Source organism: Baaleninema sp., from assembly GCF_049974805.1.
Classification (GTDB): Bacteria; Cyanobacteriota; Cyanobacteriia; order Cyanobacteriales; family Geitlerinemataceae; genus Baaleninema.
This window is the reverse complement of the sequence record NZ_JBNGCO010000082.1, coordinates 1-23,736: the sequence shown is the minus strand read 5'-3', so window position 1 is coordinate 23,736 and position 23,736 is coordinate 1. Positions and strand designations below refer to the sequence as shown.

Below are 23,736 nucleotides of genomic sequence, written 5' to 3'. Positions count from 1 at the left end.
CGGACTAACATTCTCACGTTTTAGCAGAGTTGCGACTTTTTGGAAAGTCGCCCTAGAAGGGGCGAGGCTTTAGACCCAATTTTTTGGTAAGGTCGTGAGGCGATCGATAACCCACTGCATCACGGTTTCGCCCAATCGCACGTTGTCGAGGCGATCGATCTCCCGAATTCCCGTGGGACTGGTCACGTTAACTTCAGTGAGATAGCCGCCGATGACGTCGATACCCACGAAGTACAAGCCGTCTCGCTTCAACGTCGGGGCGAGTTGACGGCAAATTTCCCGTTCTCGATCGCTGATTTCGGCTTTCGCCACCCGTCCGCCAACGGCCATGTTGCCGCGAAATTCCTCCCCGGTGGGAATCCGGTTCACTGCCCCGATGGGTTCCCCGTCGAGGAGAATAATCCGTTTGTCGCCGTCTTTGGCTTCGGGAAGAAACTGTTGCACCATAATCGGAATGCGACCGTAATTCGTACTCACTTCCATCAGCGAGTTGAGGTTGCGATCGCCCGCCGACAACATGAAAATACCTTCCCCAGCTTTCCCCCCCAAAGGTTTGAGGATAGCTTTACCCCGCTGGTTGACGAAGCCTCGGGCAACGGCTTTGTCTCGTGTGACGAGAGTTTCGGGAATGGCGTCTTTAAACTGCAACGCATACATCTTTTCGTTGGCTGCCCGCAACCCTTTCGGATCGTTTAACACCAGGGTTTTCGTGGGATCGACGTAATCCAGAATGTAGGTTGTATATAAATACGGAACGTCCACGGGGGGATCGGTTCGCATTAACACCGCGTCCATGTTTTCCAGCGGTTGCCAACTGGCTTCGCCGACGTCGTACCACAACTCGATCGCCACCCAGCGATCGCCCTCTAACTCTACGGGTTTAAACCTCGCCGGAGACAGCCAACCATAGGCTTTTCCCTCGACGACGCCGAGTTTCTCGGCTTGGGTAATCCAGACCTCGTGTCCCAGGGTTTGCACCGCTTCCATAAACGCGACGGTGGTATCGTGTCCGGGGTCGAGGTTTTGAATGGGGTCGATGATAAATGCAAATTTCACGGCAACCGTTCTCTGAGCCTGTGTTGAGTCTTATCGGGTAGGTGTTGTGACGCGATCGAATTTCTCGCGTCTTTCCTATTAAAGCGTCAAACGTCCCTCGCTTCGTCATGGGACTCGATCGCCCGTCTCGGGCTTCCCCTGATAGAAACACTGAGAATCGCCAATAGACTGCGAGGTTTTCTCCCCAAAAATACGGACAGCTCGGTTAGGATTCGTTTTTGCCGTTGAAATTCGGTCTCGAGGTCTCGATCGATCTCGAAATTTGCGTCAATTGAACGCTCGAATTTCCCAGCGATCTGGGTTGAAGTTGCAGGGAAATTTGACGAAAAAAATTGAGTGAGAAGGGAATCAGACAACTGCCAAACGACCGCGATCGCGCCCCCTCCCGGTTCTCTCCCACCGCCAGATCTGACACCTCTTCCAAAAATCCTGAATATAATGAAAATCGATCGCAATTTCGACGAACGAGGCCATTTATGTCGGTAACGCAATACCTCCACACCGCAATTCTCGTCTCTAACCTCGAACCTGCCGAACGCTTCTATACTGAAGTGCTGGGTTTGCTGAAGATCGATCGACCGATGACGTTCCCAGGAACTTGGTACAGCATCGGAGACGCCCAACTTCACCTCATCGTCGCCGACGGCTTTGAAGAAAACCTCGAAAACGCCGAAAAATGGGGACGCAACCGCCACGTTGCCTTTGGCGTCAGCGATTTACCCGCCGTCGAACAAAAACTTAGAATTGCAGGCTATCCTGTCCAAAGAAGCGCCTCGGGACGAGAAGCCCTCTTTACCCGAGATCCTGACGGTAACATTGTCGAACTCAGTGCCGTTTGAACGCGGTGGAAACGCGGTTGAGGTTTAGGTAAACCCATGAAAATCGTCGTTTACAGCTACAGCGATCCTCTTTACGAAGTACCGCCGCCTCCGGAAACCTGGGGTTGGGAAATCGATCGCATCTATAGCGATTTCGGCAAACGCCAGCAACTCCAACAGCTTCTCGAAGACTGTTCCCGCGACACGATCGCTTACGTTCTCGTGCGTCGCTTGGAAGAATTCGGCGAAACCGTCGAACAAGTCTTTCATCGACTCGATCGATTCGGCGAACTCGGCGTGCGCGTCGTCGCCACTGACGTACCCCTCGAAACCACCGACAGACGCAATCGCGCCGCCGTCTTAGAACTGCTGCAAAACCTACAAAAACAGCAACGCAGCCAACGCATTCGCCAAGGCCACGCCCGAAACCGCGTCAAAGCCCTTCCGCCCCCCGGAAAACCCCCCTACGGCTACCGTCGCGGCAAAGATCGCTATACCATCGATCGCAGTACCGCCCCCGTGGTTAAAGAGTTTTTCGATCGATTCCTCATCTACGGTTCCCTCCGAGGGGCCGTGCGCTACATCGCCCAACGCTACGGAAAGCGCATCTCCGTCACCACCGGACGCCGCTGGCTCACCAATCCCGTCTATCGCGGCGATCTCACCTACAACAACGGTACCACCGTCTCCAACACCCACGCCCCCATTATCTCCCGCGAAGAAGCCGCCCAGATCGATCGCCTCTTGCGCCGCAACCGACGCCTTCCCCCGCGCACCGCCAGCGCCCCTCGCGCCCTAGTGGGATTGGTGGTATGCGGCGAATGCGGCTCTTCGATGACCGTCGCCTGCGTCACCCGACGCCGCAAACCGGGAGAATATCTCTATTTACGACCGACGCACTGCCATCGCAACCCGAAATGCAAAAGTCTGCATTACGATGCCGTCTTGCAGCAAACCATCGAAACCGTCTGTCAGAATTTAACAGATGTTGCCGACGACCTTCCTTTACCCGACCTCGATGGCGCGAAAGCCGCCTTGGAACGGGATATCGTCAAACGCCAACAAATCCTCGACGCTTTACCGCCGTTGTTCGATGAAGGAATTCTCGATCGCGAAACCCTGCAACTGAGGTCTTACACCCTCAAATCCGAAATCGCCCATTTACAAGAGCAACTGTCGCAACTTCCCCCCGTCAACCTCCGAGAAACCGCAAAAACCGTCTCGATTCCGCAGTTCTGGCTCGACTTAACTGAGTCGGAACGGCGGTTTTATTTTCGCGAGTTCGTCCGACAAGTGGAAATCCATCGCGACGGTGACGATTGGCAGGTGCGGTTACAATTTCTGTTTCAGCCTATGTCTCACAATGAAGAGGTTTGACGGCCGTTTTCGGTACGAACGATCTCTGTGACCGACCGTCACAATTGACGGTGATGTTTGAAGGGAGATTTTTAAGGTATAATCCTTTCAATTTCGATCGAATTTTCATCTCCAAAACCCTTCATATTTTTTAACATAAAAAAAAGCTATTAGACCCAAAAGAAATTCCGACCGTTTCCCCCCTGGTGATTAGTAGAGGTATCGGTCATAATTGAGTATTATTCTCAGCTATTTTCAGTAGAAGCACGGAGGAAAGCGGCTATGTTTGCCAGTTGGTGGGGATTTTTACTGTTGACGCTGTTCAACGCAGCAGTTTGTTTGTTACTGCCCCGTCTCGTGACGCTCGATCGCGATCGATTGTTGCGTCGTCTCAAACCTGAAACGGTCGCCGTCAAGAACTCCGAAAATACGGTGTTTTCCGACCCGATAGGCTGATTTAAATCCCATTTGAATCACAATGAAGCTGCGCTTCTCCTCCCGAACTCGTCGTCACTCAATTCCTGAGATCGGGAGACTTTTCATGGAATGTCACATAGGCGAGGGAACTTTTTTCAAATTCCCCTCGTCGCACCCCCACAAACCTATAAATCTTTGTTATACTACAAACTAGAGGTAAGTCATTCGGGTACGGCGTTTACAGACGCAGTCTTACGATCTTCAAGACGATCTGAAAGTCATCCATCGAAACCGAACTCAACCCTCCGCTTTATCGGTTGAGAACCTCGGTTGAGAAATATCGGCTGAAAGCTGAATCTGAAAAGAGTCTCCCGACTTGACCGGCTTTGCTGTGTCGAAATCGATCGCGCGACGAAGAAGCACGATCGAGCAGTAGAGGCGTCGAGTCGGTATGCGTAGAAAACGTCACTCGAGACGGCTCGCGTGGAACTGGCGCGATCGGGGAAAGGTTTCAATACAACCTCGATCGCCAAAGTTGCATGGCGAGGCGTTGTCGTGCGTGCTGTCGAAACGTCGAGTAGCCGAGTGAAAGCTGCTGTTTGTCGTTTTGTCGTTTTATGGAGGTACGTTCGTGACCGATCGCTTGTCCCTCTCGCGGTGCATCGTTACGTTTTCAATTTGCTTGTTGGTGGCTTTGTTCGCCGTTTTGCCACCGTCGCTGCTGTTCTCGACGCTCTCTTCAGGACAGTCCCCGTCTTTAAAGTTTACCAAACCCTCGAGAATCCATCTCGATGGCGGTTCCTCGACGCCCCTCGCCTTCCCCGGCTTCGCCTTCGCCCCCCTCGCCACGCCATCCGGTGCGGCGTTTGAATTCGGCTACAGCGATACCATCGATCGACGAGGGGGAGTCGCCCAATTGAGCAAATTGCTCGATCGCTTGCGACGCCTGTTTTGGACCTTCGCCCAGCGTTGGCAAGCCCTACTCCAACAACCGGGATTGACCGCCCTCTTCGAAGCCAACTTTCCCCATAAAGGAAAAGATATGCTAGAGAGTGCTGCTTAGTCTCGAGTCTGCGTGAACCTTCGCTATCTCGTTCCCCTCTACGATCCCTCCGTTTCCGAATGGAGTTGGGAAGCCCGCCTGTTGCGCTGGCTGACCTTCTTCTGGCTCCTCGTGGGGTTACTCGTCCTGTTTTCCGCCTCCTATCCCAGTGCCTACGCCGAACTCGGCGACGGAACCTATTACTTCAAACGTCAAATTCTCTGGGCGATGGTGGGACTCGTCGGGTTTAACATCATCGTCCATACCCCCCTGCGTTTCTGGTTGTCGATCGCCCGTTGGGGACTGTTAGCCTTATTAGGATTGCTCCTCGTCATTCTCGTTCCCGGCTTGGGAACCACCGTCAACGGCGCCACTCGCTGGATTGCGATCGGTATCGTTCCCATCCAACCCTCGGAACTGATCAAACCCTTTCTCATTCTTCAAGGATCGATCGTTTTCGGACGCTGGAACCGCCTCAGCTTGAAAGAACGCCTCACTTGGTTGGGGGTTATGACCTTGGTTCTGGCTAGTATTTTGTTACAGCCGAACCTGAGTACGACCGCCATGTGTGGCATGATGCTCTGGTTGATGGCTATGGCGGCCGGATTGCCCTATCGCCTGTTGGGAGGAACTGCCTTCGCGGGGGTGATGTTGGCGGTTCTCAGCCTCAGCGTTAAGGAATACCAGCGACGCCGAGTCATGTCTTTTCTCAATCCTTGGGCGATGCCCGATCGAGACGGTTATCAACTGGTACAAAGCCTGATTGCCATCGGTTCCGGGGGATTTTGGGGTAGCGGTTTCGGGATGTCCCAGCAAAAGCTGTCCTATTTGCCGATTCAATACAGTGACTTTATCTTTTCGGTGTATGCAGAGGAATTCGGCTTTCTCGGTAGTTTCTTGTTATTGGTGTTTCTCTTGATTTACGGAACCCTAGCGTTGAGGGTTGCGTTGAAAGCGCCGAACATTGTTTATCAGCTAGTGGCTGTCGGCGTGATGGTGGCGTTGGTGGGGCAGTCGTTGATTAACATCGGCGTGGCGACGGGGGTACTGCCCACGACGGGTTTACCGCTGCCGCTGTTTAGTTACGGCGGGAGTTCTACTATTGCCAGTTTAGCGTCCGCTGGGTTATTGGTGTGCGTGGCTCGGGAAGGCAATGCCGCTTCGGTGGTGTCTCTGTCTCAGCAACGGCAAAAACGACAAAAGCGATCGAAATCGATTCGATCGCCCTTGAAACGATGATGGTGAAGCGGCTGCGCTAACGTTAAGAAATGCGACAAACAGCTTGGCTACCGAACAGAATGTCCTATCAGTGATATAATGAGATGTTGGCGGACGAAAATTGACCGAACACCTCGCTTCGATCGTTCAGTCACTGTCGGACGCCGCCCGAGACGATGACCTCAGCCCAAAATTCCCAGAGTGACACCTGGGGATTTTCGACTGCGATCGCCCCTCGCCCAAAGCTGACCGCTTTGAGGTCTCGAGACGGGACTGGCCAGAGGCGACGCCCGAACGCGAATTCACGAACCACTCGATTCTTCAGCCTTCCGGCGCACGAGGCGCAGCAGGAGATGGATGAAGAACAGGTAGCCCGTGGCGAGAACGAGAATCGTTAGAGAGAGATCGTCGAAGGTCATAGCAGTGTGAGAAGTGAGAAGCGGGACACAAAAGAGAGAGAACGCGAAAGCGGAACACAGCACAAACTCGCAGGATACTGAGCGCGATCGCCTCAGCCTGCAAGTTCCAAACCACCGTTGTCAAAGCCCGAAACCGAACTTCAGCCGCGAGAGATACGACCGAACCTCGCCTTACAAAGTGTTCGCGACAAATTGCAAGACTCACCGAGCAACCTGAGCAACCCGGCTTTGATATTCGGTTGAGGGGGTTGCGAAAACCTTCGCACGACCGACCTTCAGGAGGATGTCCCTTCGATCGTCTGTCTCTACTAACACAAGCCGAGCTTCGACAGGGCGAGAACGAGCAGGTTTTCCAACGCGCTCCTCACAACTGCACTCGCGTTGTAGGGGTATTTGGGGTTACAACAATCCTTACTCTTAATGTAACATAAAGTTCCGAGTTTTTCGGGAGATCCGGGGGTGGGACTTAATAAATCTTTAAGAAATGCGATCGAAAGCTGGTAACCCCGATTCCGAGAGCGCTTGTCGATAGAGAGCGAGGGTCGGAGGCGGGTGGATTCGGCGTTCCGGCGTTGACAGCGGAACCCAAAGCGCCTAGGTCGAGTCCCTTAAAGAAAACTTCCCTACTCGAGAGGCTTGGCTTAGAATAGAACCAGATATGTAAACTTTCGTAACTTAGCCCCTGAGTCAGCCGATCCCCATGACCTCAGTAACTGCACTCTTTTCCCCAGTTGAAGACGACCTGCGCGTCCTCAACCAAAACTTGCGAGAGCTTGTCGGGGCGCGTCACCCCATCCTTTTCGCCGCAGCAGACCACCTGTTCCAAGCTGGGGGCAAGCAACTGAGGCCGGCGATCGTGCTGCTTGTCTCGCGAGCGACGATGCCCGGAGACATCACCGCCCGACACCGAAGACTGGCCGAAATCACCGAAATGATCCACACCGCCAGTCTCGTCCACGACGACGTACTCGACGAATCGGAACTGCGACGGGGCATCCCCACCGTTCACAGCAGCTTTGGAAATCGAGTCGCCGTTCTCGCCGGGGACTTTTTGTTTGCCAAATCCTCCTGGTATCTGGCGAACCTGAACAACTTGGAAGTCGTCAAACTGCTCTCCCAAGTCATCGTCGATTTAGCAGAAGGGGAAATCCAGCAGGGGCTAAGTCGTTTCGATGCCGATTTGTCCCTCGAAGCGTACCTCGAGAAAAGCTATTACAAAACCGCCTCGCTCATTGCTAACAGCAGCAAAGCCGCCGGGGTTCTCAGCGGTGTCAGCCCAGAAATGGCCAACCACCTGTATCATTACGGTCGCGATTTAGGATTGGCGTTCCAAATCGTAGACGACATCCTCGATTTCACCGGAACCACCGAAACCCTGGGCAAACCCGCCGCCTCCGACTTGCGAAGCGGCAACCTCACCGCCCCGGTTCTCTACGCCCTCGAAGAACAACCGCTGCTCGAAACCCTCATCGCTCGAGAGTTCGCCGAACCCGACGATCTCGATCGCGCCCTGGCGATGATTCAAGAAAGCAACGGTATCGATCGATCGCGGGCCTTAGCCGCCGAACATACCCGTAAGGCGATCGAACATCTCGAATGCCTTCCCGCTTCCGAATCCCGCCAAGCCTTAAGCGACTTAGCCGACTACATTCTCCGCCGCCTGTATTAGAAATAAGAAGATGAGGAGACGAGCAGGTGATGGGGTCGTTGCGCTTCTTTCACCGCTCGACCTGCCCCCGACGGACTGTCCCTCGCTCTCCTCTTGGGGAAAGAAATATTAAACTGAAACGAGCGACTTCAGCAAACACAGCATCGAACCAACTTATGATTCCTACAGTTATCGAACAGTCCGGACGCGGCGAACGTTACTTTGACATTTACTCGCGACTGCTGCGGGAACGCATCGTGTTCCTCGGCGAACAAGTGACCCCCGAACTGGCGAACCGCATCGTCGCTCAACTGCTGTTCCTCGAAGCCGAAGACCCCGAACAGGACATTTACCTTTACGTGAATTCCCCAGGGGGTGCGGTTTCAGCCGGAATGGGCATTTTCGACACCATGAACCACGTGCGCCCCGACGTTTGCACCATCTGTCTGGGATTAGCCGCCAGTATGGGGGCGTTCCTGCTGAGTGCGGGAGCCAAAGGCAAACGCATGAGCTTGCCCCACTCGCGGATTATGATTCACCAACCCCTCGGCGGCGCCCAAGGACAAGCCGCAGACATCGAAATTCAGGCCAAAGAGATCCTTTATATTAAAGATCGCCTGAATCACTACCTGGCCGAACATACCGGCCAACCTCTCGAGAAAATTCAAGAAGACACCGAGCGGGATTTCTTCATGTCTGCTGAAGAGTCCAAAGAATACGGATTGATCGATCGTGTCATCACCCGCAGTCCTTCCGCGTCTCGTCCGACGGCTGTAGACGCTTAAGGTCAGTTAAGACTGGGCGTTAACTTTTAAGGCGTCGAAGTCGGTTGTGCCTGGAGATACTGCAAAAACGAGGAGAGTTCTGATCGCGTGAGTTGCTGTCGCGATCGCTTCCCGTAAGTTTGCTCCAGGTACAACCGACCCCGTTCCGCATCCCATCCCAAACGCCGCAATTCCAAGGTCGTTTGAACCATCAAATCCGAGTCGTCCGTCGGTTCGGAAGACTCGTTCTCTTCACTAGCCACAGCAGAGACGGGAGGCCAAACCGACGCCGAGGATGTCGTAGTCGCAGAAGATACCCCTTCCGTGGGCGTTGGAGAAGTTGCAGACGGCGTTGGCGTCGGCGAAGGTTCGATCGTCTCCGCTAAATCCAACATCAGCAGAACCCGTTCCCTGGCGCGATCTTCAGCCGCTTCAACAGAAGTCGCAGCGGCCATTCCCGACGCCAAACAGACCCCTTCGACTTCAACCGTGGCTCGAACGATATAGTTGCCCTCATGTATCGTCACCAGGTCGGCACACAAACTTCCCGAAGGATAGCGTTGGCGAAATAATTGCAACATAGCCCAAAATGTCGATCGACTCGCGAATCGCTTCTCAAGAAACCCGGTTTCTCCTTCGCCCTGAAGGAATTCCATCAAGAAATCGGCCTTCTGCATAAGTCCTAAGTTTAATTGTAGCGATCGAGTCCTGTCCCTGTGGAAGAGAGAGAAGAAGAAAAGTTGGTTCGCGCTTGACTCTTGACTCTTCACGGCTCTCCTGCCAAAAACCGTGCAAACTATGGTGTAAAATAGGCAGAAGTCGCCTCAGCTTCGCTCGTGTCGGCCGGTTCGTGACAAAAACGCTCCATCGAGTTCGGAACTGCACCCATCACGCGCCGATCTCCATTCGATACTTGCGCTTTTGCCGTGCGGATCGAGCGACAGTTATAACTTCCTTGGCGGTTCTTGGGCGGCCTCGAGGCTTCGACTCGATCGACGGCATTCCAGTCTCGAAGTCTCGTCGATCGCGCTCGGAGCCGTCTTTGTAGGTTCGAGCTGCGTTACTAGCCAATACAGATCGAGATATATAAGGATCACAGAATTGCATGAACTTTTCGATCGCAACACTCCTGTCCAACTTTCCAGACGATAAATCAGTCGCGCCCAAAGTCCTCGAAAAAAAACTAGACTGCGAAGCCACTCCCGACCTTCAAAAACTGCACATCGTCCTCGATGCCCTCGAACGGTCGGGAATTATTATGAAAGATCGCGGACGCTATCGACGGGACGATCGAGAAGAACTCGTCGAAGCCAAACTGCGGTGTTCGAGTAAAGGATTTTGCTTCGCCATCCAAGACGCCGAAGGCGCCGAAGACATCTACATTCGCGAATCCTATCTCAGTACCGCTTGGAACGGCGATCGCGTGTTAGTGAAAGTCATCAAAGAAGGCAGTCGCCGCCGCTCTCCCGAAGGAGAAGTGCGTTTGATTCTCGAACGGGCTAATCCCTCCGTCTTAGCCAGAGTCAAACAAGTTCCCGAAGGGGGATATCGTGCCGTTCCCCTCGACGATCGATTGCTGTTCGAGATCGACCTCGAAGAGGACGAACGCCTCAAAGATGCCGTCGATTACCTAGTTCACGTCGAAGTCCAACGCTATCCTTTGGGGTCGAAAGCACCCTTGGGGCGGGTGGTGCAAGTTCTCGGTAGCGACGCCGAAGCCGCCAACGACATCGATATCGTCTGTTGCAAACACGACCTACCGCGCAAGTTTCCCCAAAAAGTTCTCGACGCCCTTGAAGCGGTACTGCAACCCATCAGCGAAAAAGAAATCGGCGATCGCGTCGATTTGCGGCATCTCAACACCCTGGCCTTTGCCAGCAGCAACAGCGAAAACGAAGCCGTCGATCGCGCCTACACCCTCACCCGCAACAAAAAAGGCACCTGGCAACTGGGGATTCACCTGGCCGACGCCGCGCGTTTCGTGGCACCCGACTCTCCCCTCGATCGCGAAAGTCTCAAACGCGCCACCAGCATTTACCTAGGAGATATGGTGTTGCCCCTGTTTCCCGAAGGCTTCACCCAAAGCGTGGGCTTTGCCCCCGACGCCGATCGATTGGCGGTGTCGGTATTGGTGACCCTGGACGAAAACGGCGAAATCGTCGAATACGAAATTCAACCGAGCGTCGTGCGACTCGATCGCCTCGTCGATAACGACCTAGCCCGTCAAGTGTTCGATCGCCTCGAAGGCGAAGCCGAAAACAACAGCACCCCCGACGCTCCCACAGACCTCCTCAACGCCCTCGAAGAGTTCGCCAGCGTCAGCCAACTCCTGCGGGAACAGCGGTATCAGCGCGGGTCTTTCGATCTCACCCTACCCGAAACCCACAACCACTTCGACGACGAAACCCCCCTCGGCGTCCCCGTGTTCGCCCCCGAATCTCGCGGCCGTGACTGCCTGTACGAATTCGTGATGTTGGCCAACCAACTGGTGGCCGAACATCTCAACGCTTTGGGCGTTCCGGCCTTGTACGAGATCGCCCCCGTCCCCGACTTAGCCGACGTACAAGACGCCATCAAACTGGCGGGGAACATGGGAGTGGAACTATGGCTCGAAGACGAAGAAGAAGTCTATCCCAGCGACTTCAAACAGTTTTCCGAACAGTTCGCCGAGTGCGAAGACGCCAAAATTCTCAACTATCTCCTCGAAGCGATCGTGCGTCCGAGTTACTACAGCACCCAACCGGGAATGCACTTCGGTTTAGCCCTCGAAGAGGGGTACACCCACATTAACGCTCCCTTACACCGCTATCTCGACCTGTTCGTACAGCGGGTGTTACACGCCGTGTTCGAGAAAGGCCGCGATCGCCGCACCACGCGATCGAAAGAGCGAGTCAACCTGCGCCATTCCTCCTGTCACGGAAAAATTAACTGGAACGTCTTACCGCCGGACTTGCATCACGAATTTGAAGAACGTCTAGCGGGATTGGCCATCGCCCTCGGCGAACGGGAACGGCTGGCTCTCGAAGCGGAAACCGACCTCAACGGCTTGCAAAAAGCCGGAGCGATGAAAGAGCGAACCGGAGAAATCTTCCGAGGATTGATTACCGGCGTGCAGTCTTACGGCTTCTTCGTGGAAATCGAATCCGGCGAAAACGGCGCGGCTCCGGCTCGTTTAGAAGGGTTGGTTCACGTCTCCTCCCTCAAAGACGACTGGTACGAATATCGATCGCGCCAACAAACCCTCGTCGGACGCAAAAACCGCAAACAGTATCGCCTCGGCGATCGCGTAGACGTACAGGTGAAAAGCGTCGATTACTACCGCCAGCAAATCGACTTAGCCCCCGTCGGCGGCGGTAGCGAAGCGCCCCTGACGGACGACGATTACTTCGGCGAAGAAGAGTAACGACCTGGCTGGACGCGAAGAAACGCTGACAGATAAACCATGAACGAGTTCAAACATCCCCGACCCCTCGTCGTCGGCGTTTCCGGGGCGTCGGGGTTAATTTACGCCGTGCGAACCCTCAAATATCTCTTGCAGGCTGAGTATCGCGTCGAACTGGTGGCCTCGAAAGCCGCTTATATGGTTTGGCAGGCGGAAGAGGGGGTCAAAATGCCGGCCGACCCCGAGAAACAGGCCCAGTTTTGGCGGGACAAGGCGGGCGTCGAAACGGGGGGGTTTCTGCGCTGTCACCCCGCAGGAGACGTGGGGGCGAACATCGCCAGCGGCTCCTTTCGGACCCTGGGAACCCTCGTGATTCCCTGTAGCATGAGTACCGTGGCCAAACTAGCCAGCGGCGTCAGTTCCGATTTGTTGGAACGGGCGGCTGACGTGCAAATGAAAGAAGGCCGTAAACTGGTAATCGTACCGCGAGAAACGCCTTTGAGTTTGATTCACCTGCGGAACCTCACCACCTTGGCGGAAGCGGGAGTTCGTATCGTCCCAGCGATTCCCGCCTGGTATCACCAGCCTCGCACCATCGAAGATTTGGTGGATTTCGTGGTGGCTCGGGCGTTAGACCAGCTCGAGATCGATTGCGTTCCTCTCAAACGCTGGAAAGAAGACGCCTAGCAGTTTTCGGGAAACCACCCCATGAAGCGAAAGTCGAAATTATCTCTGTTTGGGTTGGTGGCGATCGCCCTGGCGACAGTATTTGTCGTGCAGAACAGTACGCCTGTCGTGGTGTTGCGCTGGTTTGGGCTGCGATCGATGGCTTTACCGCTGGGGGTGTGGGTGGTGTTGGCGGCGTTGGCGGGGGTGTTGACGGCGATGCTGTTGGCGTGGCTGTTTCGGCCGTCTCGAGGGTGGAAAGGTGGCTCTTCGGACGTTCCCCCGTCGGATGTTTTCTCCGAGAAGGGGAAAAACCGTTCCGTTGCACCGCAAGCCTCTCGCAATTGGGTCGATTTGGAACCGGACGAGACCGAAGAGATGGAGGCGGGGACTGAGACGGTGGCTTACGAGCCGATGTCGGCTGCGTCCCATCGTCCGGCGTTCGCTCGCTTGCCAGAAGATCCCCAGGACTTCGAGCCGGAATACGAACCCGAAGCAGAAGTGTGGGACGATGAAAACTGGGAAGCGCAAGAGTACCCGGGTCAGTATCGGGAGTACCAGGAGTACGCCGAGGAAGAGACGGGTTCGCCGCAGGACTTCGGCGATCGCACTTACGAAGTCCAACAACGCCCCGTTGAGTCCTATCGCGAAGGCACTTTGTATTCCTACAGTTACGAAAAGCAGGAAGTTCCGCCGCCGAGAGAGGTGGTTTCTGATGCGGACGATGCCAGTCGAGCGGAGATTCTTTCTGAAGAGCCAGTGTCCCAAGACCGGGAGACGCTCGAAGCCTTTGCTGAAGGGCCGTTCGTCTCCTCTCCCGATCGAGAAGACGAGGGGTTAGAGGAGGAGTCGGTGGCGGCCGACTGGGAAGACGAGGCAGAGTGGAACGACGAAGGGGTTGAAGCCGACCTCGACGAGACGCCGAGGATACCTCGGGAGCGCGATCGCCGCCAGAAGCAAGACGCGCCCCTTGACGACTGGACGCAACCCAACCGAGACGACGATCTCGACTGGTAAAAAGTGGCGAGTCGAGACATCTCTTGCTTCGCGGTGGTTCCGACAAGATCGGGTTTTCTGCGCAGGAAAATTCCGTCTCCTCTGAAGAAAGTTCCTTCAGGATTTTAAGCGGCTGTTATGGCACTTTTCTGCAATTTAGAGCTAGAACTCGAGCTTTTTTAGTCTATCATTTCTGGGTTTTGCGAAGTTTATATACTTTTAATATTTAAGATGCTTGAGGCAGTAAAAATTAAAAATTGCAGCTTTAAAACACCAGTTTCTTTCAACCCCATTTTTTGCCATAGCCCGTGCGATCGCCATCGATCGCTCCCGAAGCCATCCCCTCGCTCAAGTATAACGATATATGAAAATAGACTCAAAATTCGATCGCGAACCCCGATAAATCTGCCAAACTAAAACTAGGGCTTCAACTTACTTTAGATGCGAGTGGGTGGCTCGAAGTCAGACACCGAGCCAAACTGTATGTCAGACCTCGTTACCGATCCCGGTCATTTACTGTACCGAATTACACAGTGTATTCGACAATCGTTCGCTCGAGCAGAGCGAAACTCGACTGTCGCATCTCATCGCGAACAGTTACTCCCCCAAATTTTCAAAACCTGTGTCGAAGAAATACAAGAGTTTCTCAAGGTCGATCGAGTCAATCTCTATCGTTTCGACGCCGACGGCAGCGGTGTGGTGGTGGCCGAGTCCACCGCCCCCGAAGGTCTTCCGGCACTTCTGGGGTTGCACTTTCCCCCCGAAGACATTCCCCCCGCCACGCGGGTACAACTGACCCAAATTCGCCAAAGCCTCGTCGCGGACCTGGGGAGCGGGCGTAAAACCCTGTTTCGAGGACCTTTCGAGAACCGCAACGATACCCCCTCGAACCCAGAAGACGAAGAGCGGGCGATCGATCCCTGTCACGTCGAATATCTCAAAGCGATGGGCGTCGCAGCCACCCTAACCGTTCCCCTCCTCTACCGAAATCAGTTATGGGGTCTCCTGAACGTCCACCACCGCCAACCCCGGGAGTTTTCGCGACTCGAACTCCAAACCGTTCAACTCGTCGTCGATCGCATTGCCATTGCTGTCGCCCAATCCGAACTGCGCTTTACCACAGAACAGCAAATTCGTCAAGAGTCCGCTCTCGAACGAATTGCCACCCTTCTCAACCAAGACCGAGGCGGCTCGGAATGCCAACAAAAAATACTGGCCGTAGCCATCGACGCCCTCAACAGTTGCGGGGGGCGATTGTACCTCTGTGCCAATCCCACAGACAGCAGCGGGCAACTTTACCGCTACGGCGACGAGGCGGCTTGCAGCGCCCTAGAAACCGATCCTCGCTGGCGTGAAATCTTCCTCAACCTCAACCCGCCTACCTCCGAGGACTTCAACCTCGCGCCCCGCATTTTCAACGCCGAAAACTGGACGACCCAAACCGAACTGTCCCTGTTGAACGACGCCTTCGCCGAGACTCCTATTCGTTCGGTTCTCGTCGTTCCCCTACAGTATCAAAGCCAGTGCGTCGGTTATCTGAGTCTTTTTCGTCGAGGCGAAGACACCGAAATTTGGTGGGCGGGACAATCCAATCCCGAGGCGACGGTCGATCGCCCTCGAGCCTCCTTCGAGGCGTGGCGAGAATTCAAAAAAGCCCAAGTCCCCGTTTGGGACAACGAGGATCTCAAACTCGCCCGGACGATCGCCATTCATCTCTACGTGGCCGTCGTCCAACAGCGTCTCAGTGCCATGTTGCACTATCAAGTCTCCCACGACCCGCTCACCCACCTCCCCAACCGCTTTCTCTTCGACGAACGCCTCTCCCTGGCGCTCCTCGAAGCCCAACACCGAGACCGGGCGATCGCCGTAGGCTTCCTCGATATCGATCGCTTCAAAGCCATCAACGACAGCTTCGGCCACAGCGTCGGCGATCGCCTGCTCAAAGAAATTAGCAAGCGACTCCTCAACAGCTTGCAAGAAGACGACTTTCTCGGTCGTTGGGGGGGCGACGAACTGATCTTTATTTTCGGACCGACCAGTTGTCACCAGGGAATCGCCCAAGTCGCCCAAAGAGTCCTCGAGACCCTCCGCGCTCCCTTCGACCTGAACGGTCGAGAACTGTACGTGACGGCCAGTTTGGGCATCGCGATCGCGCCCAACGACGGACAAGACGCCCCCTCGCTCCTGCAAAACGCCGATGCGGCCATGGCCTGGGCCAAAAAACAGGGCAAAAACAATTATCAAATTTACTCCTCCGACATGGGGGAGGCCAACGCCGACCTGCTCGGTTTAGAAATCGAGTTGCGAAAAGCCATCTCTCGCCACGAATTTTTCTTACAATACCAACCCCAAATCGACCTGGGTAGCGGTTCCATCGTCGGAGTCGAAGCCCTCGTGCGCTGGCAACACGATCGCCTAGGATTGGTCTCGCCGGGACAGTTTATCCCCATCGCCGAAGAAACCGGGGATATTTGCGCCCTCGGCGAATGGGTGCTGCGAACCGCCTGCCAACAGCATCGCGCTTGGGTAGAAGCAGGCTTTCCCCCCATCAAAATGGCCGTCAACCTCTCGGCCCGGCAGTTTCAGCAACCGGATCTCGTCCGCAGCATCGTCGCCATCCTCGACGAAACCGAGATGAACGCCAGCTATTTAGAAATCGAAATTACCGAAACCACCGCCGTCAAAAACCTCGACTTAACCGTGGGAGTATTGCAGAAACTCCGACAGATGGGCATTCAAATCGCCATGGACGATTTCGGAACCGGATATTCCTGCTTGAGTTTCATCAAACAGTTTCCCCTCGATACCCTGAAAATCGATCGCTCCTTCGTGCGAGATCTGACCCGCGATCCCAGCGACGCCGCCATCGCCAAAACCATTGTCGCCCTGGGACAGGGATTGAACCTCATCGTCCTGGCCGAAGGGGTCGAAACCACCGAACAGCTCGAATTTCTCAAATCCATCCACTGCGATCTCGTTCAGGGGTATCTGTTCAGTCGGCCGGTGACGGCTGATAAAGTCCCCCAACTGTTCCATCACTGGCCGGTCTTTCGGGGCATTGAAAAAGTCCCCGTGCGCCGTCGCCACCTTCCCGCCGATCTCGACAGCCCCAAGAGCCGCGAACCCGTTTCGGGAAACTTACGCCAACGAGTGCGAGAACTCGAAGCGGAAAACGAGCAGTTAAACGAAAAACTCCAACAACTCGATCGCACTAGCCAGCTCCTCAACCGCAAACTCCGACAGTTTCGCCAACTGGCTCGACTCTCGCAAGAGGCCGCCAGCGGGAAAAGCCTAGAACAACTGGCCGAACTGGCGGCGGTAAGTATCCGTCGCGGTTTGAACGTCGATCTGGCGCTGGTCTATCGTTACGATGGCGACGAGAATCCCCTGGTGTTGTCCCAGTCTAGCCGAGATGCCACGATCGCCGTTTGGGACTTTCCCTTAGCCGCCCCAACCCTCGACCCATTCGTGGAGACGCTGTCCTTGGATAGCGTCAGCGCAAGTCGCGTTAAAGCCGACGAAGCCGCTCTGTTATCGAGTTACGGTGTGCGAGCCAGTCTCGTCGCCTCGATTCGGTCTCGCGAGCGAGTCTGGGGCGGCGCGATCGCCCATCAATGTTTCGAACCGAGACCCTGGACGAAGGACGATCGCAAATGGTTGCAACAGATGACCGAGGTGCTGTCGGTGGCCCTGGCCGACGAGAAGGGATTCAAACCCGTTTCCTTCAATCTCGACCCGATCTCGCAACTCGCCGATCGACAGAGTTTCGAGTTGCGGCTGGCTCGGGAATGGCAACGCCTCCAAGCCACGCGATCGAGCCTATCGGTGGTGATGGGACAGATCGATCGCTGGCGATATTACCGACAGCTATACGGAGATCGAGCCTGCGATCGCTGCTTGAGCGCCATTGCCGACCTGTGGCGCAGCCGCTTGAGCCTCAGCGGGAGCGCCATCGCCCGATACGACGACCTCACCTTTGCCGTCTTGTTGCCCTATTTCGACAGCCAACAAGCCATCGCTGTGGCTGAAGACTTGCGGGGGAGCCTTCGCACCCTGGCGCTGCCTCATTCAGCCCCCTCTCTCGATTGCACGGTCTCTTCGAGTTACGTCACCCTGAGTCTGGGCGTTGCCACGGGAGTAGGCAACGGGACATCCCAGCCAAAAGTCCTTCTCGAAGCCGCACAAACCGCCTTGAATCGTGCTAAATCCGAAGGCGGCGATCGCGTAGTTTTACAGGCGTGTTACGATTTGGGGTCGAAGCGCCAAGGAGGTGAAGCGATCGGCTAACGGTTGCCCTTTTCCGTCCGGCCTTACCGTTACCTGTCAGCGCACTCTATATTATTGATTATCATGTCTGGTAGAGGTTGACCAACCGCCTACCCAACAGATTGACCCACTGCGACATCTCGAGTTTTCAATCGCGGCGTCTTGAGTCGAACGTTTTAGGGAGTGCGTATTACCATCGAAGTGCGATGAAGTCGGGTCGTTTGAAGCACGAGAGGCTGGTGGCATCGTCCCCAGCAAGCGCGGCGCAAGCGACGGTCGCAACGCCAAATTTTTTGTTTTCCTATGCCCAACGGCGAAAATTCCCCCGTATCGTCCACTATTCCCCACGACGCAATGAGTAGTCCTTCTCCCCAGGTGTCGAAAGGCAACATCCTGATCGTTGACGATACACCAGCCAATCTGGAACTGCTCAATACCATCCTGACGCGGGCGGGGTACGATGTTTGCGTGGCAGTGGACGGGACCACGGGGTTAGAAGGCGCTCGCTACGGCAAGCCGGATTTGATTTTACTCGATATTATGATGCCGGGGATGAACGGCTACGATGTTTGTCGCCACCTCAAAAAAGACGACACGACTCGCGACATTCCCGTAATTTTTATCAGCGCCCTCGACGACGCCCTCGATAAAGTCCGGGCGTTTACCGTCGGCGGTACTGATTATATTGCTAAGCCGTTTCAGTTTAAAGAGGTGTTGGCGCGGGTTCAAAACCAACTGACGATTCGAGATCTACAGCAACAACTGCGCGATCGAAACGCCCGCCTCCAACAAGAAATCCGCGATCGAACCGTCGCCGAAGCCGAAGTCCGACAGCTTAACGAACAACTCGAACAGCGAGTGGCGCAACGCACCGCCGAACTCGAATCAGCCAACCGCAAACTGGAACGGGAAATCCTCGAACGCAAGCGGGCCCAAGAACAACTGATGTACATGGCCCTGCACGATTCCCTCACCGGATTGCCCAACCGGGTGCTGTTGATGGAACAGCTCGATAAAGCCCTGGAACTGGCCAAAACCTCTGCCGATTATAAGTTTGCCGTTTTGTTCATCGACTGCGATCGATTCAAAGTCGTCAACGATTCCCTAGGACACCTAGCCGGCGATCGCCTCTTGAGTCTGATTTCCCATCGCCTCGAACTCTGTTTGCGTCCCGTCGATACCCTCTTTCGCCTCGGCGGAGACGAATTTACCATCCTCCTCGACAATATCGACAGCCTCGACGACGCCATCGCCACCGCCGAAACCATCCAAGAACAACTGACCTCCCCCTTTCACGTCGACGGCCACGAAGTCTTCATCGGCGCCAGTATCGGTATCGTCTTGGGAACCGCCGAATACGAACGCTCCGAGCATATCTTACGAGACGCCGACGCCGCCATGTACTGCGCCAAAGACTTGGGAAAAGGCCGCTATCGCGTCTTCGACACCGGAATGCACGTGCGAGCGGTCAACTTTTTACAATTGGAAACCGACTTGCGCCGCGCCCTAGAACGGGAAGAATTTTGCGTTCACTACCAACCCATCATCGACTTACGCAACGGGAAAATTGCCGGGTTTGAAGCCTTAGTGCGCTGGCTGCATCCCGAACGGGGATTAGTCTCCCCCGTGCGGTTTATTCCCGCCGCCGAAGAAACCGGACTCATCGTTCCCATCGGGGCTTGGGTGTTGCAACAAGCCTGTTCGCAACTGCACCAGTGGCACCAGCAGTTTCCCCACGCCCGACATTTGACGATCGCGGTGAATATTTCTGTCAAGCAGTTCGCCCAAACCGATCTGTTGCGACAGATCGATTCGATTCTCGAAGAAACCGGACTCAACGGGAAATTTTTGAAATTAGAAATTACTGAAAGTACCATCGTTGGTAACTACCAAGCGGCGAAAGCCGTCCTCGAGGAACTCCGCAACCGTCGCATTCAACTGAGTATCGACGACTTCGGCACCGGATATTCCTCCTTGTCCCACTTGCACCGCCTCCCGGTGGATATGCTCAAAATCGATCGATCCTTCGTCGATCCCATCGACGACGACAGCGACGAACGGGAAATCGTGCAAGCCATCGTCACCCTCGCCCACAGCTTAAATATGCAAGTCATCGCCGAAGGCGTCGAAACCGCTGTTCACGTGGCGCAGTTGAGAAACCTCGGTTGTGAGTTCGGACAAGGGTATTATTTTTCCAAGCCCCTCGATTGCGAGGGTTGCACGGAAACGATCGCCAGCGATCCGCAGTGGTAAACTCACAAGCGTTCGAGGCGATCGCGCAAGTCACTTTAACGCAACTATGACTAAAAACGTCACTATTTTAGGAACAGGGGCCTGGGGAACCGCACTCGGCCATCTCGCCAACTACGGCGATAACCGCGTCACGTTCTGGTCGCGTCGCGGCGAACTGAGTCTGGAAGAATCGATCGCCAACGCCGACGTTCTCGTATCGGCCATTTCCATGAAAGGGGTCGCCGAAACCGCCGAAAAAGTCAGTAACATCGGACTTCTCAGCCATACGATTATCGTCACGGCCACCAAAGGACTCGACGCGGCCACCACCCGCACCCCCTCACAAATTTGGCAAGAAACCTTTCCCAACCGTCCCGTCGTCGTCCTCTCAGGTCCGAATTTATCCAAAGAAATCGAGGCGGGACTTCCGGCCGCCACCATCGCCGCCAGTCGCGATCTCTACGCCGCCGCAACCATTCAAACGGTGTTTTCCTCCGATATTTTCCGCGTCTATACCAACACCGACCCTATCGGTACCGAACTCGGCGGCACCTTGAAAAACGTCATGGCGATCGCCTCCGGGGTTTGTGACGGATTGAACTTGGGAATTAACGCCAAATCCGCCCTCTTGAGTCGCGCCTTAATCGAAATCGTGCGCGTCGGGACGACAATGGGCGCCGATGTCGAAACCTTTTGGGGACTGTCAGGATTGGGCGACCTTCTCGCCACCTGTAACAGTAACCTCAGCCGCAACTATCGCGTTGGCTACGGTTTGGCACAAGGGAAATCCTTAGACGCCGTTCTCGAAGAAATTCAAAGCACGGCTGAAGGGGTTAATACCACCAACGTCCTCATCGATTTGGCACGCAAACAAGAAGTTGAAGTGCCGATTTCTTACCAGGTTTATCGACTCCTAAACGGTAAAATCTCCCCCGAAGAAGCGGTCGCTGCTTTGATGGAACGGGATTTAAAACCGGAAGTCGTAACGCCCGAGGAATAAGACAAATAGCGTTTTAAACGGGTGCATCTCACTTTTGTAAAAATATGAGTTTGCAGTAGGTTGGGTGGAGCGATAGCGAAACCCAACAACAGATCGATTCAGCATAGAGAATCTAATCTGATAAATTTACATTTTTGAGATGCACCCGAAACCGGGGATATCGATCGATGTTTTTTTAGATGTCCTCGACTTAAACTATACCCGGTTTAAAAAAAATTGCAAAAACCTAAATCTTTATCCAAAACCGCATTTTTTAACGACAACAAAAACCTCCGTGTCCTCTGTGTCTCGGTGGTGAATCAAACCGTCAAGTTCTCAATCCCAAATCTTCTATGAGTGCCGAATTAATCTGCGTCGGAACCGAACTTCTTCTCGGCGACATTCTCAACACCAACGCCCAATATATCGCCCAAGAACTCGCCCGTCTGGGGATTCCCCACTTCTATCAAAGCGTGGTGGGAGACAACCCCGATCGCCTCAAACAGGTGATTCAAACCGCGATCGATCGATCGAACCTCCTCCTCTTCACCGGAGGACTCGGACCCACCCCCGACGACCTCACCCTCGCCACCATAGCCGAATTCTTTAACACAGAACTTGAAGAACGTCAAGAAATTATCGACGACATTCAACAAAAATTCACACAACGGGGACGAACCATGTCCCCCAGCAACCGCAAACAAGCCCTATTACCCCGAGGCGCGGAAATCCTGCCCAACCCCATCGGCAGCGCCCCCGGCATCATCTGGCAACCGCGCCCCGACGTCACAATACTTACCTTTCCCGGCGTTCCCGCAGAAATGCGGCGAATGTGGCACCAAACCGCCGTTCCCTACCTGAGACGTCAAGGCTGGGGCAAAGAACTCTTTTACAGTCGCCTGTTGAAATTTTGGGGAATTCCCGAATCAGATCTCGCCGAAAAAGTCTCGCACCTGCTGAATTCCGTCAATCCCACCGTCGCCCCCTATGCCAACTATGGCGAAGTCAAATTGCGAGTTTCGGCGCGGGCGATGTCGGAAACCGAAGCCCAGGAACTCATCAATCCCGTGGCCAAAGAAATTCAAGAAATCGCCGGGTTGCACTATTACGGTGGCGACAGCGACACCCTGGCGTCGGTGGCGGGGCAGTTGTTGCAAACGCGAGGCGAAACCCTCGCCGTCGCCGAATCCTGTACCGGGGGCAGTTTGGGCAAAGCCTTAACGGAAATTCCCGGCAGTTCCACCTATTTTTGGGGCGGCGTCATCGCCTACGACAACCGCATTAAAGAGCAGTTACTGGGGGTGAGTCGCGAGGATTTAGCCACCTATGGGGCAGTGTCGGCGACGGTGGCGAAACAGATGGCGTCGGGGGTGCGCGATCGATGCCGAACCGACTGGGGCATTGGCATTACGGGCATTGCGGGGCCGGGTGGCGGAACCCCCGAGAAACCCGTGGGGTTAGTGTATATCGGTTTGGCGTCTCCCGACGGAACTGTGGAGAGTTTCGAGTATCGCCTTGGGGATACGCGGGGGCGAGATTGGGTGCGTCGCGTCAGCGTCAGTCACGCCCTCGATCGCCTGCGGCGGCGGTTGCGCGGGTAATCCCGTCAATTCGCCCGTTTCCCAAGATCGGCGGTTATGCTGGGGGTAAACTGCTGTAATTGGGAGAGAGAGCAGATGGAACCGATCGAATGGGGATTGGCGGCGATCGCGGCGGTGATGTTGAAGAAAGCGGCCGAAACCACCAGCGAGACAGTGACGAAAGAGATGCTGTCGGCGGCGTTCCCTCCCGTGAAGTCCACCGCCACAAAACTCTCAACGCAGTTGCGCGATCGCGTGAGTTGGTTCGGCGATCGCGTACAGAAACGACTTCCGGCGGAAGAAAACCCCTTCGACCACCCGGAACTGTTGGCGGAAATGGTAGAAGTGGAAGTCGAAGATCCCGAAATGGCGGCGGTTTTGGAGGAAGTCGAGGCGCAACTTCCCCCTATGGAAATTAAGATCGATCGCCGCAAGCAACAAGGTATCGTGTTGACATCCTCACCGCCGAAGGAAGGACGGTGATTCCCAAACCTCGCGATTTGGGTTCCTGCTTCCTTCCCTTACGGGTTTTTCGCAGTTGCTCTCCGGATCGAGATCCTTCAAGTCTTACACTCGCTTCACAGGCTGTAACGGTGTGTCCCACCGCCAAAAGATTCTGTGCGGCGTTGATGTCCCGGTCGTGAACCGTCCCACATTTCGGACAAGTCCACTCTCTGACATCCAACGCCATCGAATCGGCTTTGTGTCCGCAACATCCCCCCTTTAGTTCCCCCCTTAATAAGGGGGGTTAGGGGGGATTCGGGAACCATCGATCTACCTTGACGAGCGTTCGTCCGTACCACTGACATTTATAGTCCAGTTGGTTGACGAACTCTCCCCACGCACAATCCCAGATGTGTTTGGCGAGTTTGGGATTTCTCACCATCCCTATCCCCC

18 protein-coding genes and 1 pseudogene are annotated in these 23,736 nt (G+C 54.9%); 15 read left to right on the top strand and 4 right to left on the bottom strand.

Annotated elements, in window-relative coordinates; all coding sequences use genetic code 11:
• Positions 1-69 precede the first annotated feature (69 nt).
• A complete protein-coding gene (gene gshB / locus ACP5D4_RS15275) occupies positions 70-1,056 on the bottom strand; it encodes a glutathione synthase (protein WP_428012486.1) in 987 nt (328 codons plus the stop codon).
• Between the two features lie 476 nt (positions 1,057-1,532).
• Between gshB and ACP5D4_RS15270 the strand changes: the two genes are divergently transcribed.
• The 5 genes from ACP5D4_RS15270 (at position 1,533) to ACP5D4_RS15250 (ending at position 5,928) form a co-directional block, all read left to right on the top strand.
• On the top strand, positions 1,533-1,895 hold the full coding sequence (locus tag ACP5D4_RS15270) for a VOC family protein (protein ID WP_428012485.1): 363 nt from the start codon (positions 1,533-1,535) through the stop codon (positions 1,893-1,895).
• Positions 1,896-1,931: 36 nt separating this feature from the next.
• A complete protein-coding gene (locus tag ACP5D4_RS15265; RefSeq protein ID WP_428012484.1) occupies positions 1,932-3,251 on the top strand; it encodes a recombinase family protein in 1,320 nt (439 codons plus the stop codon).
• Between the two features lie 261 nt (positions 3,252-3,512).
• Positions 3,513-3,686, top strand: a complete 174-nt coding sequence (locus ACP5D4_RS15260; RefSeq protein WP_428012483.1) for a hypothetical protein — start codon at positions 3,513-3,515, stop codon at positions 3,684-3,686.
• Between the two features lie 592 nt (positions 3,687-4,278).
• Positions 4,279-4,710 carry a hypothetical protein gene (locus ACP5D4_RS15255; RefSeq protein WP_428012482.1) on the top strand — a complete coding sequence of 144 codons (432 nt, stop codon included), beginning with the start codon at positions 4,279-4,281 and terminating at the stop codon, positions 4,708-4,710.
• A 12-nt stretch (positions 4,711-4,722) separates the two neighbouring features.
• On the top strand, positions 4,723-5,928 hold the full coding sequence (locus tag ACP5D4_RS15250; RefSeq protein WP_428012481.1) for an FtsW/RodA/SpoVE family cell cycle protein: 1,206 nt from the start codon (positions 4,723-4,725) through the stop codon (positions 5,926-5,928).
• 130 nt (positions 5,929-6,058) lie between these two features.
• On the opposite strand, the gene ACP5D4_RS15245 is transcribed toward ACP5D4_RS15250, so the two are convergent.
• Positions 6,059-6,220 (bottom strand): hypothetical protein, encoded by a 162-nt coding sequence (locus tag ACP5D4_RS15245; RefSeq protein WP_428012480.1) that lies wholly within the window; start codon positions 6,218-6,220, stop codon positions 6,059-6,061.
• Positions 6,221-7,026: 806 nt separating this feature from the next.
• Between ACP5D4_RS15245 and sds the strand changes: the two genes are divergently transcribed.
• Together sds and clpP are read left to right on the top strand one after the other, a co-directional pair.
• A complete protein-coding gene (gene sds, locus ACP5D4_RS15240) occupies positions 7,027-7,995 on the top strand; it encodes a solanesyl diphosphate synthase (protein ID WP_428012479.1) in 969 nt (322 codons plus the stop codon).
• Positions 7,996-8,024: 29 nt separating this feature from the next.
• Positions 8,025-8,759: an ATP-dependent Clp endopeptidase proteolytic subunit ClpP gene (gene clpP, locus ACP5D4_RS15235; RefSeq protein ID WP_428012478.1), complete on the top strand. Its 735-nt coding sequence runs from the start codon at positions 8,025-8,027 to the stop codon at positions 8,757-8,759.
• Between the two features lie 26 nt (positions 8,760-8,785).
• Here the strand turns inward: clpP and ACP5D4_RS15230 are convergent, their stop codons facing one another.
• Positions 8,786-9,415, bottom strand: coding sequence for a hypothetical protein (locus ACP5D4_RS15230; protein ID WP_428012477.1), 630 nt, complete (start codon positions 9,413-9,415; stop codon positions 8,786-8,788).
• Between the two features lie 428 nt (positions 9,416-9,843).
• Here ACP5D4_RS15230 and ACP5D4_RS15225 point away from each other — a divergent pair, with 428 nt between their 5' ends.
• From ACP5D4_RS15225 to ACP5D4_RS15190, 8 genes are all read left to right on the top strand, one after another.
• Entirely contained in the window at positions 9,844-12,141 is a 2,298-nt protein-coding gene (locus ACP5D4_RS15225; RefSeq protein ID WP_428012476.1) for a ribonuclease R family protein, read from the top strand.
• Positions 12,142-12,180: 39 nt separating this feature from the next.
• Complete coding sequence (locus ACP5D4_RS15220; protein WP_428012475.1) at positions 12,181-12,807, top strand: flavin prenyltransferase UbiX; 627 nt, start codon at positions 12,181-12,183, stop codon at positions 12,805-12,807.
• A 21-nt stretch (positions 12,808-12,828) separates the two neighbouring features.
• Positions 12,829-13,803 carry a LapA family protein gene (locus ACP5D4_RS15215; protein ID WP_428012474.1) on the top strand — a complete coding sequence of 325 codons (975 nt, stop codon included), beginning with the start codon at positions 12,829-12,831 and terminating at the stop codon, positions 13,801-13,803.
• A gap of 462 nt (positions 13,804-14,265) precedes the next feature.
• Positions 14,266-18,069 carry a diguanylate cyclase domain-containing protein gene (locus ACP5D4_RS15210; protein ID WP_428012473.1) on the top strand — a complete coding sequence of 1,268 codons (3,804 nt, stop codon included), beginning with the start codon at positions 14,266-14,268 and terminating at the stop codon, positions 18,067-18,069.
• Positions 18,070-18,402: 333 nt separating this feature from the next.
• Complete coding sequence (locus ACP5D4_RS15205) at positions 18,403-20,301, top strand: two-component system response regulator (RefSeq protein ID WP_428012472.1); 1,899 nt, start codon at positions 18,403-18,405, stop codon at positions 20,299-20,301.
• 46 nt (positions 20,302-20,347) lie between these two features.
• A complete protein-coding gene (locus tag ACP5D4_RS15200; RefSeq protein ID WP_428012471.1) occupies positions 20,348-21,280 on the top strand; it encodes an NAD(P)H-dependent glycerol-3-phosphate dehydrogenase in 933 nt (310 codons plus the stop codon).
• Positions 21,281-21,612: 332 nt separating this feature from the next.
• Complete coding sequence (locus ACP5D4_RS15195; protein WP_428012470.1) at positions 21,613-22,860, top strand: competence/damage-inducible protein A; 1,248 nt, start codon at positions 21,613-21,615, stop codon at positions 22,858-22,860.
• Positions 22,861-22,935: 75 nt separating this feature from the next.
• Entirely contained in the window at positions 22,936-23,322 is a 387-nt protein-coding gene (locus ACP5D4_RS15190) for a hypothetical protein (RefSeq protein WP_428012469.1), read from the top strand.
• On the opposite strand, the pseudogene ACP5D4_RS15185 reads toward ACP5D4_RS15190, so the two are convergent.
• A pseudogene (locus tag ACP5D4_RS15185) lies at positions 23,255-23,725 on the bottom strand (zinc ribbon domain-containing protein). The gene ACP5D4_RS15190 and the pseudogene ACP5D4_RS15185 sit on opposite strands and share 68 nt — an antisense overlap.
• Between the last annotated feature and the right edge of the window lie 11 nt (positions 23,726-23,736).

Excerpts from the sequence above, each read along its gene's own strand:
- ACP5D4_RS15270 (WP_428012485.1), top strand. The coding sequence starts at position 1,533 with ATGTCGGTAACGCAATACCTCCACACCGCAATTCTCGTCTCTAACCTC.
- ACP5D4_RS15265 (WP_428012484.1), top strand. The coding sequence starts at position 1,932 with ATGAAAATCGTCGTTTACAGCTACAGCGATCCTCTTTACGAAGTACCG.
- ACP5D4_RS15260 (WP_428012483.1), top strand. The coding sequence starts at position 3,513 with ATGTTTGCCAGTTGGTGGGGATTTTTACTGTTGACGCTGTTCAACGCA.
- sds (WP_428012479.1), top strand. The coding sequence starts at position 7,027 with ATGACCTCAGTAACTGCACTCTTTTCCCCAGTTGAAGACGACCTGCGC.
- clpP (WP_428012478.1), top strand. The coding sequence starts at position 8,025 with ATGGGGTCGTTGCGCTTCTTTCACCGCTCGACCTGCCCCCGACGGACT.
- ACP5D4_RS15230 (WP_428012477.1), bottom strand. The coding sequence starts at position 9,415 with ATGCAGAAGGCCGATTTCTTGATGGAATTCCTTCAGGGCGAAGGAGAA.
- ACP5D4_RS15225 (WP_428012476.1), top strand. The coding sequence starts at position 9,844 with ATGAACTTTTCGATCGCAACACTCCTGTCCAACTTTCCAGACGATAAA.
- ACP5D4_RS15220 (WP_428012475.1), top strand. The coding sequence starts at position 12,181 with ATGAACGAGTTCAAACATCCCCGACCCCTCGTCGTCGGCGTTTCCGGG.
- ACP5D4_RS15215 (WP_428012474.1), top strand. The coding sequence starts at position 12,829 with ATGAAGCGAAAGTCGAAATTATCTCTGTTTGGGTTGGTGGCGATCGCC.
- ACP5D4_RS15210 (WP_428012473.1), top strand. The coding sequence starts at position 14,266 with ATGTCAGACCTCGTTACCGATCCCGGTCATTTACTGTACCGAATTACA.
- ACP5D4_RS15205 (WP_428012472.1), top strand. The coding sequence starts at position 18,403 with ATGAGTAGTCCTTCTCCCCAGGTGTCGAAAGGCAACATCCTGATCGTT.
- ACP5D4_RS15200 (WP_428012471.1), top strand. The coding sequence starts at position 20,348 with ATGACTAAAAACGTCACTATTTTAGGAACAGGGGCCTGGGGAACCGCA.
- ACP5D4_RS15195 (WP_428012470.1), top strand. The coding sequence starts at position 21,613 with ATGAGTGCCGAATTAATCTGCGTCGGAACCGAACTTCTTCTCGGCGAC.
- ACP5D4_RS15190 (WP_428012469.1), top strand. The coding sequence starts at position 22,936 with ATGGAACCGATCGAATGGGGATTGGCGGCGATCGCGGCGGTGATGTTG.